Annotated in this window: 8 protein-coding genes and 6 pseudogenes; 7 read left to right on the top strand and 7 right to left on the bottom strand. The window is 56.3% G+C overall.

Annotation, left to right across the window (positions count from 1 at the left end; genetic code table 11):
• Positions 1-50 precede the first annotated feature (50 nt).
• From RHM58_RS25915 to RHM58_RS25890, 6 genes and pseudogenes are all read right to left on the bottom strand, one after another.
• A pseudogene (locus RHM58_RS25915) lies at positions 51-1,042 on the bottom strand (LacI family DNA-binding transcriptional regulator).
• Between the two features lie 75 nt (positions 1,043-1,117).
• Positions 1,118-2,619: pseudogene (locus tag RHM58_RS25910) on the bottom strand (glycoside hydrolase family 32 protein).
• A pseudogene (locus tag RHM58_RS25905) lies at positions 2,616-3,762 on the bottom strand (ABC transporter ATP-binding protein). The pseudogenes RHM58_RS25910 and RHM58_RS25905 overlap by 4 nt, the downstream one beginning before the upstream one ends.
• Positions 3,763-3,789: 27 nt before the next feature.
• On the bottom strand, positions 3,790-4,632 hold the full coding sequence (locus RHM58_RS25900) for a carbohydrate ABC transporter permease (protein ID WP_322268600.1): 843 nt from the start codon (positions 4,630-4,632) through the stop codon (positions 3,790-3,792).
• A complete protein-coding gene (locus RHM58_RS25895; RefSeq protein WP_322268599.1) occupies positions 4,629-5,588 on the bottom strand; it encodes a carbohydrate ABC transporter permease in 960 nt (319 codons plus the stop codon). The genes RHM58_RS25900 and RHM58_RS25895 overlap by 4 nt, the downstream gene beginning before the upstream one ends.
• Positions 5,589-5,609: 21 nt before the next feature.
• The gene (locus RHM58_RS25890) at positions 5,610-6,884 is read right to left on the bottom strand and encodes an ABC transporter substrate-binding protein (RefSeq protein ID WP_322270904.1); all 1,275 of its coding nucleotides are present in this window, start codon (positions 6,882-6,884) and stop codon (positions 5,610-5,612) included.
• 166 nt (positions 6,885-7,050) lie between these two features.
• On the opposite strand from RHM58_RS25890, the pseudogene RHM58_RS25885 reads away from it, so the two are divergent.
• From RHM58_RS25885 to RHM58_RS25875, 3 pseudogenes are all read left to right on the top strand, one after another.
• Positions 7,051-8,615: pseudogene (locus tag RHM58_RS25885) on the top strand (carbohydrate porin).
• A 13-nt stretch (positions 8,616-8,628) separates the two neighbouring features.
• Positions 8,629-8,851, top strand: a pseudogene (locus RHM58_RS25880) (helix-turn-helix domain-containing protein); the annotation flags it as partial.
• Positions 8,852-8,904: 53 nt separating this feature from the next.
• A pseudogene (locus RHM58_RS25875) lies at positions 8,905-9,192 on the top strand (transposase domain-containing protein); the annotation flags it as partial.
• 211 nt (positions 9,193-9,403) lie between these two features.
• Here the strand turns inward: RHM58_RS25875 and RHM58_RS25870 are convergent.
• Positions 9,404-10,318: an AraC family transcriptional regulator gene (locus tag RHM58_RS25870; RefSeq protein ID WP_322268598.1), complete on the bottom strand. Its 915-nt coding sequence runs from the start codon at positions 10,316-10,318 to the stop codon at positions 9,404-9,406.
• 157 nt (positions 10,319-10,475) lie between these two features.
• On the opposite strand from RHM58_RS25870, the gene RHM58_RS25865 reads away from it, so the two are divergent.
• The 4 genes from RHM58_RS25865 to RHM58_RS25850 all read left to right on the top strand — a co-directional run bounded on the left by RHM58_RS25865 (position 10,476) and on the right by RHM58_RS25850 (position 13,304).
• Positions 10,476-11,234: an SDR family NAD(P)-dependent oxidoreductase gene (locus RHM58_RS25865; RefSeq protein WP_322268597.1), complete on the top strand. Its 759-nt coding sequence runs from the start codon at positions 10,476-10,478 to the stop codon at positions 11,232-11,234.
• A 49-nt stretch (positions 11,235-11,283) separates the two neighbouring features.
• Positions 11,284-11,994, top strand: coding sequence for a glutathione S-transferase family protein (locus RHM58_RS25860; RefSeq protein WP_322268596.1), 711 nt, complete (start codon positions 11,284-11,286; stop codon positions 11,992-11,994).
• Positions 11,995-12,074: 80 nt separating this feature from the next.
• Positions 12,075-12,419, top strand: coding sequence for a nuclear transport factor 2 family protein (locus RHM58_RS25855; RefSeq protein ID WP_322268595.1), 345 nt, complete (start codon positions 12,075-12,077; stop codon positions 12,417-12,419).
• Between the two features lie 369 nt (positions 12,420-12,788).
• On the top strand, positions 12,789-13,304 hold the full coding sequence (locus RHM58_RS25850; RefSeq protein ID WP_322268594.1) for an Hcp family type VI secretion system effector: 516 nt from the start codon (positions 12,789-12,791) through the stop codon (positions 13,302-13,304).
• The last annotated feature ends 111 nt before the right edge of the window (positions 13,305-13,415 follow it).

Below are 13,415 nucleotides of genomic sequence, written 5' to 3'. Positions count from 1 at the left end.
TACCGGTGGCTGGATAATTGATCGCGGATTTCCCCGAATTAACTAATCCTTTATAGCGATGCCCTGGCAACCAATGGACAACCAACTGGCTGGGCTCCTGATACGTCGAGGGCTTCGATCAGGTGCCGGGCAGCCTTGCGACCGATCTCGTAGTACGGCAGTTGTACCGTTGTCAGCGGTGGGATGAACAGTTCAGCGATACCGATCATGTTGTCATAGCCGAGCACGGCGACATCATTGGGGATTTTCAGCCCGCGGCCCAACAACACCTGATAGGCACAAAAAGCAATACGGTCGTTGCCACAGATCAGAATATCGAATTGGGGACGACTATCAATGATGTGCCGTTCGAGGATGGCTGCGGTTTCACCATAGGCGTCATGATCGGAAAGATCATATTGCAGGAGTGCGCCAGGTAACAGCCCGAATGCCTGACAGGCACGCTGTATGCCTCTTTGTCGCAGCCCCCAGGCCAGGCTCTGTTTTGGAAGATTGATAAACAGAGGGCGCCGATAGCCTTGACTCAGTGCGTGATGTACGGCTCGATACTGCCCCATTTCGTCGTCGGGCACATAACTGACCAGGCGACTGTCATCCGCCAGGCAATTGGCGAGTACTAGGGGGTGCTCTTCAATCGCTCGGGAATGCACACCTGGCGCAGCCCCATGGCGCTGAAGATCAACCCGTCGGGACGGTGCGATAACATCAGGTCGATGTTCTGGTCGGTGGGCGGGTTGCTTAACAGGTTGAGGATAAATACATTCCAGCCTGCTTGCTGCGCGGTCTGTTCGATGGACAGCAGCAGCTCGACGGCGAACGGTGTTGTTGCGGTGTCCAACGCGAACACACCGATGGTTCGAGTCTGGAGGTTGTCGCCGCGAATCCTTCGCGCCGATAGGCTCGGCACGAATTGCAATTCGTCAATGGCGCGACGCACCCGCTGATAGGTTTCGGGGCTCAATTTTTCCGGATTGTTGAGCGCTCGAGAAACCGTCATCAGGGACACGCCGGCTAGCTGTGCAACGTCTTTCACTGAAGTCATACGAGGCGAAACCGGTCAGCTTGAGGCAGAATCATGACACATGGCCTGCGCTTCTCGCGATTCGAATGACGCTGCTCATAGCCATCCCGAGGCGAGTGGCCACGCCCTTGGAATGGAGACACGCCCGCCACTCCCGCTTGCAAGGAGCTTCACGCCCAGACTGCCGGGCTGCGGATAGAGGCGACTGCTGAGGCTGAAGCGCCCGTTTTCGTCGAACACCTCGATGGACGAGCGATCGAGGAACACGCGCAGTTCGAGTCGCCCTTGTGTTGGGTCTATCGACACGCTGCGCTGACCTGTGGCTTGCGCACCCGAGCGGTTACGGTCAAGCACCAGACGCTGTAGCGACGCGTCGTAGTAGAGCAAGGTTTCTTCGTGGCCATCGTCGCTGCAGCGCAAGGCGATTCCCAGGTGGCCGTCGGTGCAGCCGAGCAAATCCAGATGCACATGGATTTCGAGCATATCGCCTTTCACTTCCGGTACCCACCGGGTTCCCGACTCATCCCACCAGGGCGTGTCCGGCAATGGCGCCTTGCGTAAAGCGGTGAGCTCCCGTGCCGGATACACACAAAGGCGATCTGTGCGCAGTTCAAGTTCGCGCGGTAAACCGAGCATGCCGCACCAGTGATGGGCCTTGCTCGGCATCGGGCTTTCCCACATGTCGAGCCACGCCCATAAAAGTCGCCGACCATCGGCGGCCAGTAGCGTTTGCGCTGCATAGAAATCGTGGCCGTTATCCAGCTCGATAAAAGGCCCGCCAGTGAAGTGCCATTCGCTATCGAGTCGGCCCACTCGATAACCAGTCTGGTACTTGTTGAGCCGTTCGTAACCTTGGGGTTGCATGCCTTGGGGGAGTACAGCAGTACATCGCGTCCGTTCAGTCGAAACAGATCCGGGCATTCCCACATATAGCCATCGCCCTCGCTGCCGCCGGACACATAGTCAAGGAACTCCCAGGCGTGCAGATCCGTGGAACGGTACAACGGGAGCAGCGGTATATCGCCCAGACGTGCGCCGGCAATCAGGTACCAACAGTCATCCTCCTTCCATACCTTGGGGTCACGAAAGTGCATGATCGTGTCTTGCGGCGCGGTCTCGATGACTGCGCCATGCTTGACGAAGCGGATACCATCGATACTGGTGGCCAGGCACTGGACTTGACGGATCGAGCGTTCGTCACCCGCGTCCCCCAGCCAGGTGTGCCCGGTGTAGATCAGTGCCAGGGTATCTCCACACACCACCGCGCTACCGGAAAAACAACCGTCACGGTCGAAGTCATCGCCGGGTGCCAGCGCAATGGGCAGATGCTGCCAATGAACCAGATCGGCACTCTTGGCATGCCCCCAATACATCGGCCCCCATTTCGCCTCGAAGGGGTAATGTTGATAGAAAACGTGATATTCGCCACGAAAGTACACCACCCCGTTAGGGTCGTTCATCCAGCCTGCCGGGGGAGCAATATGATAACCGGGTCGATAATCGTGGATGACGCGAGACAGGCCGTCACTCAGTGCACGCTGCGCAAGGTCAAGGGAAGAAGACATTGGATCACTCATGGAATTCAAGGACAAGGTCATAGGGCGCCTGCTCGTACCGAGCGCAGAGAGACTCCATCTGGCCGGGTTTCAATGGCTTGTGGGGGGCGCCTCAAGGCCGAGCCGTCGGCGTCGAACAGGTGCAGATTACCGATGTCCAGCTGCAGCTCGACCCGATCGCCGACCTGCCATCCGGCGTTGACCTCACAACGACAGATCAGTGGATCGTCCTGCCCGGTATCGAGGTGCACATAGGTTTCGCTGCCCAGGTATTCGACCCCGGTCACGATGACGCCGACGGTTCCATCCGCCGCTTTGACCGATACATGCTCCGGGCGAACCCCGAGGCTCAGCGGAGTGTCCGCCGCCAGGTTTGAGCTGTCGAAGGGCAGGGAGGTCATACCCAAAACCGGGGTATCAACCAGGCTGGTTTCGCCTGGGGCATGCAGGCGCGCCGCCAGAAAGTTCATTCTGGGCGAGCCCAGAAAACCGGCGACAAACCGGCTGGCGGGGCGTTCATAGAGTTCGCGCGGCGAGCCAACCTGCTCTATGCGACCGCCATTGAGCACGACAATTTTGTCGGCCAGGGTCATCGCTTCCACCTGATCGTGAGTAACGTAGATCATGGTTGAGCCCAGTCTGGCATGCAGCCGGGCGATTTCGTTGCGCATCTGCACCCGCAAGGATGCATCCAGGTTGGAGAGCGGCTCATCGAACAACAAAATGTCCTGCTCCCGCGCCATGGCTCTGCCCATGGCGACACGCTGACGCTGCCCTCCAGACAGTTCTTTTGGCTTGCGTTGCAGCAGTTTGTCCAATTGCAGGATTTGTGCAGTTTTCAGCACCCGCTCGCGCAGGCTGCTTTTTTCAGTCTTGGCCAGTTTGAGGCCAAAGCTGATGTTGTCGTAGACCGCTCATGTGCGGGTACAGCGCATAAGACTGAAACACCATGCCGACGCCACGCTCGCGCGGTTCCAGGTCGTTGACCCTTCGCCCATCAATCAGCAGGTCGCCGCCGCAGATCGAATCCAGTCCGGCGATCAGTCGCAGCAGGGTCGACTTTCCGCAGCCCGAAGGGCCAACGAACACCACGAATTCACCCGCAGCGATCTCCAGGCTGACGTCGCGAAGAATCCGCACGCCGCCCAATTGTTTGTTCACATTGCCTAGCTTCAATTTAATCACGATGCTGTTCCTTGTATTTGTTGGGCATCAACCCTTTAACGCGCCGGCAGTGAGACCGGAAACGATTCGGCGCTGGAAGATCAGCACCAGAATCACCAGTGGGACGGTGACCAGCACCGAAGCGGCCATCAACGGCCCCCAAGGCAGCTCATGGGGACTCCCGCCGGAAATCAAGGCGATGGCGACCGGCACCGTGCGTTGCGTATCTGTGAGGGTGAAGGTCAGGGCAAACAGGAACTCGTTCCACGCTGCGATAAAGGCCAATAAGCCAGTGGTGACCAGTGCGGGCCAGAGCAGCGGCAACAGCACACGGGTAAGCGTGACCCATGGGGACGCGCCATCCATGATTGCCGCTTCTTCCAGTTCATGGGGCAGTTGCCCCATGAACGTGGTCAGCACCCAGACGGTGAAGGGCAGGGTGAAAATCGTGTAGCTCAGGATCAACGCCCAAGACGTGTTGTACAGACCCAAGGCGCGGATCACTTCGAACAGCCCCGACAGTACAGCGACCTGGGGAAACATCGAGACGCCAAGAACCATCATCAATACCGTGCCACGCCCACGGAACTTCACCCTGCCCAAGGCATAGGCGGCGGTCAGGCTGAGGAACAGCGCCAGCGTCACCACGCAAAGCGCAACCACCAACGAGTTACCGATAGCTCTCAGGAATGAGGATTGGTGGAGTACCGCCGCGTAATTGGAGAAGTCGGGACTATCGATCCAATAGCTCACCTCGAACAAAGCGCTGGATGGCTTCAGCGAAGTCACGATGGCGTAGTAGAAAGGGAAGACCGCATACAGCAGCAAAATCCCGATCAGGCACCAGAACCCGAGGCGCAACAGCGCTTTTTTGAGTAGACGCTGGCTCATGAGCGAACCTCCAGTTGACGGCGTCCGAGGTAGAGATAAAGCATGGCGATCACCGCAACGATCAGAAACAGCAGAGTTGAGGCCGCGCTGCCATAGCCAACGTCCTGGAACTCCACCAGGTGCTGGCGGGCATAGACCGACATACTCATGGTGCTCGAAGAGTTCGAGGTCAGCACATAGATAACGTCGAATACCCGCAGGGAGTCGAGGATGCGGAAGATCGCCGCGACCAGCAATGCAGGCATCAACAGTGGAAGCGTGACACGCCAGAACACTTGCAGCGGATGAATGCCATCGACCCTGGCGGCTTCGTAGCAATCGCTCGGCAACATCTGCAAGGCCGCCAGCACCAGCAGCGTGACAAAAGGTACGGTCTTCCAGACGTCGACGATGATGACCGCCCACATCGACAGATCCGCATCTGCCGTCCAGGCCAGAGGAGCGTCAATCAGGCCGAGGCTCAGCATCAGATGATTGATGATGCCGAACTGGTCGTTAAGCATCCATGACCAGATCTTCGCCGAGACAATGGTAGGAATCGCCCAGGGAATTAGAATCAACGCACGCACCAGGGAACGGCCGGTGAACTTGATGTTCAGCAGCAACGCCACCAGCAGCCCTAGCACGACTTCCAGTCCCACCGACACCACGGTGAAATGCAACGTGTTGCGCACAGCGTTCCACCATTGTGGATCGACCAGAATGCCCGACCAGTTGGAACCGTCGTGGAACAAATAATTGCTCAAGCCTACGAAGGAGCCGCCACTCGTGTCCGCCAGACTGGCGTCGGTCAGGCTGAACCAGAATGTGCGCAGTAGCGGCCAGGCCGCCACCAGGGCCAGACACAGCAACATCGGTGTCAGAAACAGCCAGGCGGCGTGAACTCGGCGACGCTGTACGGGCGTTTCCCTGGTGAGCAGGTGCTCGTCACAGGGGGCAGTAGTAGAGACAGACATGGTGATTTCCTTCCTTGTGGCTTACCAGTTCCGGCGTTTGATGCGGGTGAGTTCACTTTCCAGTTCGGCCAGCGCCTGATCGACAGGCAACTCACCCGCCAGCACGCCATGCACTCGATCGAAGAACGCATTGGAGACCCGTGGATAGCGATCGGCGGTTATCGAGGCGGGGCGCATAACCCCGTCGTTGAGAATGCTGTGGAGCTGACTGTAATAAGGCATAGCCGCAAGCAGTTCGGGATCTTGATACAGCGACTCGATAACCGGGTTATAGGCGCCTGCCAGAGCACGATGTTTTTGCTGTTGGGCACTGGTCAGGTAGCTCACGAGCTCTGCGGCAAGTTTTGGATGGGCGCTGTAGCGCGAAACCGCCAGACCCCATCCACCGAGGGTGGATGCATGGGTGCCGGTCATGCCGCCTCGGGGTAGGGGAGCGACCCCCACCTTGTCTTTTACGACGCTGTCCTGGCTTTGCACCAGGGCCCAGACATAAGGCCAGTTACGCATGAACAGCGCATTTCCCGACTGGAATACGCCACGTCCTTCTTCCTCGGTGTAATTGAGCACGCCACGCGGGGATATGTCTCCCACCCAGCTTTTCGCCAGGGTCAAAGCAGCTCTTGAGGCCTGACTGTTGACCACGATGTCTCCTCGTGGATTGACCAGTCCGCCTTCCGGTTGGCTGCTGATCCACTCCAGCGCATTACAGGTCAGGCCCTCGTAGGCGCGTCCCTGAAATATGTAACCCCACACATTGGGGTTACCGGCGTTGCGTTCGGCCTGTTGAACATCCCTGGCGGTAGCGGTCATTTCCTCCCACGTCTGGGGAACCTGCTTGTTGTACTTCTCGAGCAAGTCCTTGCGGTAATACAGCAGACCCGAGTCGGTGAACCACGGCATCGTCACCAGCCGTCCGTTTACCGTGGCGTTATCGACCTGTGACTGGAAGTAGCCTTGGGTAGCGTTGGCTGGAAGCACCTCTCGCAGATCCATCAGATGTTTGGCCAGCATCCCCGGCCACACCATATCGATTTGAATGATGTCGATGTCGGTGGACTGCGCACTGAGGATCTGTTGGTAGAACGACAGCCTCTCGGTCGCCGAGTTAGGCGTGGAAACCACCTCGACATTGTTGCCGGTCTGTTTTGACCACGCCTCGACAGCCTCCTTGCAGAGTTGTAACTCTGCACCCACCGCACCGCATGAGATCGTCAAATCGGCTGCGCTCGAGACGGATGGAAGTCCGGCACAGAGGGTGAGTAGCGCTGCTGGAAGGAGAGTTTTTAGCCGTTTCATAAAGCCCTCTTTATTTTTGTTTTTAGAAAAGTTAACGTTAACACGCTCAATGTAGCAGCGTATTTGCGATGAGGCAGCTTTTTTTGTCGATTTGGACAATTCACAACTCACGAAAAAACGGTCTGTCGCTGGAACAAAACAATAAAAACAAAACAGGGAAATCCATATGCAGAAAGCATCAAGATGGCTACTCGCAGGCGTGCTCAGCACCTCGGCGGCAACCTCTCAGGCTGACACTCTGGAGGAACGCATGAGCGCGTTTGAAGCCCGTGCCAGCGCAGCGGAAAAGCGTGCGGCCGCAGCCGAGCAGCAAACCCAGGCACTTGCGAGGGAATTGCAGCAGATCAAACTCGCCACTCCCGCTTTGCAGCCCGCTGCATCCACTGTATCCCAGGCAACGAATCCCGTACTGGACACCCGACTGGCAAAACTCGAAGCCCGCCAGGAAAGCATGGAAAAACAGGCCAGCACTTCAAACCTCGCTGATGGGTTCAGCTTCAACGGCTATGCCCGCTCTGGATTGCTGATCGACGAGGGGCTTGGTGGTGGCCGTGGCGGCCCTTATACAACTCCGGCCGGCTCGGTTGGTGGTGCCGTCGGGCGACTCGGTAACGAAGACGACACCTACATGCGTATAGACCTGTCGAAAGAAATCTATGCGCAGAATGGCACCCGTTCCAAATTCACGGTCTCCATCGCCGACGGTGTGGAAAGCTCCAATGACTGGACGGCCGATGAAAGCAAACTGAACGTGCGCCAGGTATTCACAGCGCTCGACCATGTCGCTGCGTTCAAGGGCAATTCAGTGTTCGAGAACTCTACCCTGTGGGCGGGTAAGCGATTTGATCGGGATAACTTCGATATCCACTGGCTGGACTCGGACGTCATCTTTCTGGCCGGCACCGGCGGGGAATCTACGATGTGCAGATGAACAAAAATTGGCGCTCGAATTACTCCTTGATTGGGCGTAGCTACGGGGATTTCAGTCAAGGGGGTGTTAATGCCGATGTGGCGAGCTACATCCTGACCTCCAACCAGTTCTTCGAGGATGGTCAGTGGCAGTGGATGTTCAATGGCATCGGCGCAAAGAAAAACGATTTCGGTACCCGCACCAATGAAGCAGGTCTGACGCCTGCGGAATCCGGCTTGCACAGCATGCTGGCCAATCACCAGAAAAACTTTTTCGGCAGAGAAGGCTTCTTCAAAACGGCGCTGCTCTATGGGCAAGGTCTGGGAGCAGAGGTCAAGAACGTCGGCTCGGATGGTGAACTGATTGACGATGCCCGCGCTCTGCGTCTGGCACTTTACGGCGAGACACCCCTTGCGCCTGACTGGCGTATCGGGCCCAGCTTGCTGGCCGAACATAGCAAGAATAGATACGTCAAGGGTGACGACTACCGCTGGCTGACCCTGAACGTGCGATTGGCTAACACAATCAACAGCAACTTCGAGATGGCCTACGAAATGAGCTGGCAAACCATGAACCTCGACCCCAAGGGCTATCTACAACGTAATGCGGTCGACGGTAACTTCTGGAAATTCACGGTTGCCCCGACATTCAAACTTGACGTTGGAGACCTTCTCACACGTCCCGAATTGCGAGTGTTCGCAAGCTTCATGAATTGGTCTTCCGATCTGGACAGATACAGTACCTCAGACTCCTTCGGCAAGACGGACTTCAACGCCGGAGGTGTATGGCAATACGGTATACAAATGGAAACCTGGTTTTAATATTTGAACGCGCCGGCCAACACGCCTTCAGCGCGCCTGCAGGCTGTTGTTGCAAACAGAAATGTCGGTTGCAGAAATCTGCTTTGAGGTTGGCTATGAAAATCTCTCTAACTTCAACAGACACTTTCGCATCGAAAAGGAACAGACACCGAGCGAATATCGTCGCGGAACAGCGATGACGATTATTCAATCGAAACGGTACTCATCGATCCCTGCCTTTCACCAATGCGCATTGAGTGAGTGATTACCGGTCGAAGCTGATCAGCCAGCAGTTATCCCTATGACAAAGCTGTCGCGCTACCTTGATGACGGGGCTGTACCCGTAGACAACAATTGGGCCAAAAACCAGATCCGGCCATGGGCTCTTGGGCGCAAGAACTGGCTCTTCGCAGGGTCGTCACGCGGCGGCAAACGGGCGGCAGCGATCATGAGTTTGATCCAATCTGCGCGTCTCAATGGGCACGATCCGTATGTGTATCTGAAGGATGTTCTCACGAGCCTACCTACGCAGCGGGCGAGTGAAATCTATCAATTGCTGCCACACAGGTGGCAACCTATCTACTTACGCAAGGCTTGATACCCGAGCGCGCATACGATTAATCACCTTTTCAGCCTCTTGAGTAACGCCTATGGAACTCACTCCAATTTTTGTGAAAGGACTGCGACTGGAGCTAGACCTCAATGTGCGAGTAGACAGAGTCTCGGAACGCCGGTTGGCGATAGGACTTCGAATTAATCGTGCCTAACATAACCAGCTAATTAGTCGTGGCCTGCTTCACTAACGGATATCAAGCCTTGAATTCATTTTGAGCAGCCTCGCCAGTGATCGCTTGCCGTATCGCGCGCACGTCGCGGGCAGGCGAAGCACCGAACTGCCGTACGTATTCGCGGCTGAACTGTGATGCGCTTTCATAGCCGACAACGAATGCCACATCTGACGCGCGATGCTCGCCAGCAAGCAATAGCTGGCGGGCTTCCTGCAATCTAAGCTGCTTCTGATACTTGATTGGACTGAGGCCTGTCATCGACAGAAAGTGGCGATGCAGGCTCGCCCGGCTCATGCCACTTACATCACACAACGCCTCGATGCGAAGTCGAGTGTTGTAATTGTCCCTGATCCAGGCGACAGCACGACGGATACTGCCAAGTGCGCCATCGGGTTGCGCAATCTGCCGCAGCAGCCGCCCCTGAGGGCCCAGTAGAAGACGATAAAGCAATTCCCGTTCAACCATGGGGCCGAGAACAGGGATATCGGCAGGCGTGTCGAGCAATGACAATAGGCGCAGTAACGTATCGCGAAGCGAAGCGGTCATCGGATTAATCGTGATGCCAATTCCTGTATGTAAACTCTCGCGAACCGGCGGCATGTTCGCCGCCAGCTCCGCCAGTATGGCCGGATCCAGCACGAGCGATACCGCAACGTAGGGCTGTCCGTCTTCAGCGTCAAGAATCTGGCCGATCAGAGGCAGATCCAGAGCGCTGATGAGATACTGTTCACTGTCGTAGCTCAGAAGACGGTCGTTAAGCGCGACGCGCTTCGAGCCTTGCAGGATGAAGCAGATCATCGAGCGATATAGGCACGGTGCCTTATCTGTAGAGCCTTGTCCGACACAGATGTCTACACGCGGGATCCGTGTGGCAGTCAAGCCCGGTGGCGAAGTGCGCAGAGCTATATCAAGGTGCGGAGCTAGATCTTTGGTCATGGAGTGATTATGCCGACGGCAACTCACCACGCAAGCTGATTGATACAATCAGGCAATAAATTGAGATTATTGGGCGTGGGGTGCAAACCGGTTATTGCTTATCTTGGGTAGGTCAACAAAGCGCCAAAAGGCGTGCCTAAATCAGCAGAGACAACCCATGACCAATCAAATCGCACTCATTACAGGCGCCAGCCGTGGCCTTGGCCGCAATATGGCTATTCACCTCGCCAAACGCGGCATATACATCATTGGCACGTATCGCAGCGGCGCAGCAGAAGCGGAATCGCTTATCCGGGAAATCGAAGCGCAGGGCGGCAAGGCGGCTATGCTTGCGCTCGACATCACCGATACCGCCAGCTACAAGGATTTTTCGAGCGCAGTGGCTAATGTCCTGAAGGCCGACTTCGGTCGCGAGCGCTTCGACTTCCTCGTCAACAATGCCGGCAATGGTCTGTTTTCGAACTTCATTGACGCGACCGAGGAGCAGTTTGCCTCATTGGTCGCCACGCACCTTCGCGGCCCGATTTTCCTGACTCAGAAGCTGTTACCGCTCCTGGAAGACGGCGGTCGCATCCTGAACGTTTCCTCCGGCTTCGTGCGTTTTACATTACCGGGGTACAGCCTTTACGCGGCGGTGAAGGCCGCAGTTGAAGTGCTCACCCGTTACATGGCCGTAGAACTGGGTTCGCGCCAAATTCGGGTGAATGCAATTGCACCGGGCGCCATCGCAACCGATTTTGGCGGTGGTGCAGTGCGCGACAACAAGGATGTGAACGCCTACGTTGCACAGGGCATCGCGCTGGGGCGTGTGGGCCTGCCGGACGACATCGGCGGTGCGGTAGCCGCCATCCTTTCCGATGACATGGCCTGGGCTAACGGGACGACTTTTGATATCTCGGGCGGGCAATTGCTGTAGCCACAGCCGGATTCACTCTATCCCGTCGCTGCCCTTTCGAGAGCCCCCCATGCCGCATGCTCAACTTACACTCATCAGCCATCCTCTGTGCCCGTTCGTTCAACGAGCAGCTATCGTGCTCCTGGAAAAACATGTGCCCTTTGAGAGGATCAACGTCGACCTCTCTGCCAAGCCAGACTGGTTTCTGGCGCTTTCGCCAATGGGAAAGGTGCCTTTACTCAAGGTGGAGCTGCAAGATAGGGCAGACACGATACTGTTCGAGAGCACGGCCATTTGCGAGTATCTCAACGAAACGAAGGGTAGTGTCAGCCTGTATTCCGACGACGCGCTCGCCCGCGCACAACAGCGTGCATGGGTGGAGTTCGGTGTGGCGGTGCTCGCCGATGCTTGGCAGTTCCTCAATGCCCAGGATCTCGCTATAGCTGGTATCAGGAGGGCCGCCCTTCGATATAAATTGCATCAGCTTGAGGGTAAGCTTGATCAAGAACCCTATTTTTCAGGATCAGCGTTCAGTATGGTCGATGCGGTGTTTGCGCCTATTTTTCGATACTTCGACTTGCTGAGCCCAGTCGTCTCCCAGCCGATCTTCAACGATCTTCCCCGCGTATCGGCGTGGCGATCTTCATTGGCAGACAGGCCAAGTGTCATGTCTGCCGTGGAAGACGATTACGCCAATCGACTCCAGCAGCATCTCGTTAACCAGCAGGCACTGCTTTCAGGTTCGATACGTAACGACCTTGTGGCAGGCTTGAGTAGATAGGATCTCAGATACTCCGGAGATCCACTGCAGGAAAGCGTTGTCGCCGCTATACCTCATTTCATTTGATAGAGGACACCTCAATGCCAACACCAATTGAGAGTGTCACCGCTTTTTTTGCTGCTTATCCTGAAGATGGCGGTAGGGTTGCCATACGGCGTTGGTTCACGCCCAGCACGGTTTGGGTCAATGAAGGTGTGGCCACCACTACCGGGATCGATGAAGCGATTGCGTTCATTGATGCGCTTGAGAAGGCTTCGGGCATCGCTACGGTGCGCTTTGAAATGCTTGCCATCGCCGTTGACGGTAACAAGGTGCTCACCGAACGCCTGGATAGGTTCGAACGCGCTGATGGCAGCGAGGTCGGAGCGCCAACGGTAATGGGAATACTGAATCGCCCTTGGTATTGTAGTCACAACAAAAAGTAGCTTCTGCCGGAAACCATTGACCATCTTTTCGTTAGGATTTTTGTCATCCGCGAGAAGAGTCGACAGGTCATTTCGGAAGTGCGCAACTTCTTGCGCACTTGCCCCGTCATTTTCCCTCAATAAATCTCTACACCCCAAGTATTTCAAGGCTTCCAGCCAAGTGCGCAACTTCTTGCACACCACTGCGCAACTTCTTGCGCACTTTTCGATAGATTCCTTCGCCAATTTCGCCGGTTGTTCGGAAAAATATCACCAAACCCTTGGTTTATAAGGGTTCGATAAAAGTTGGCGCACTTTTTGATAGCAATTGGCCGCCTGTCAGGTAATTTCACTTACCAGCGCCCCCATCCATCAGCAAGGAGAGCACTTATGGCAACACCAGCGTACATGTCTGTTACTGGCGAGAAACAAGGTCTGATCACTGCCGGCGCGTTCACTGCCGACTCGGTTGGCAACACCTACCAGGAAGGTCACGAAGACCAGGTCATGGTTCAGGCGTTCAGCCACGACGTGATCATCCCGCGTGACCCACAGTCCGGCCAACCAACCGGTCAGCGCGTTCACAAACCAGTTGTGATTACCAAGGTCTACGACAAGGCTTCGCCACTGCTGCAAGCCGCGCTGACCTCCGGCGAGCGCATGAGCGAAATCGTTATCCAGTGGTACCGCACTTCGGCTCAAGGTACCCAAGAGCACTACTACACCACCAAACTGGAAGACGCGATCATCGTCGCCATCAACAACAAAATGCACAACTGCCAGGATCCGTCGAACTCCCACTTCACGCACCTGGAAGAAGTGCAGTTCACCTACCGCAAAATCACTTGGACTCACGAAGTCTCTGGTACTTCGGGTTCTGATGACTGGCGTTCTCCAGTCGTTTAATTACGGCTGATTGTTGTACCGCCTCGGCCAGCGCGGCTGGTAGAGGCGGCTTTGACCTACTGAATTTTTTTGCGTGCGCCACGCTTTGTGGGATCGGCGCGCGTTGCAGCA

Origin of the sequence: Pseudomonas sp. 10S4, assembly GCF_034344865.1 — a bacterium.
In the GTDB taxonomy this organism is placed as follows: domain Bacteria; phylum Pseudomonadota; class Gammaproteobacteria; order Pseudomonadales; family Pseudomonadaceae; genus Aquipseudomonas.
The sequence above is the reverse complement of the archived record's forward strand: the minus strand, read 5'-3'. Positions and strand labels throughout refer to the sequence as shown.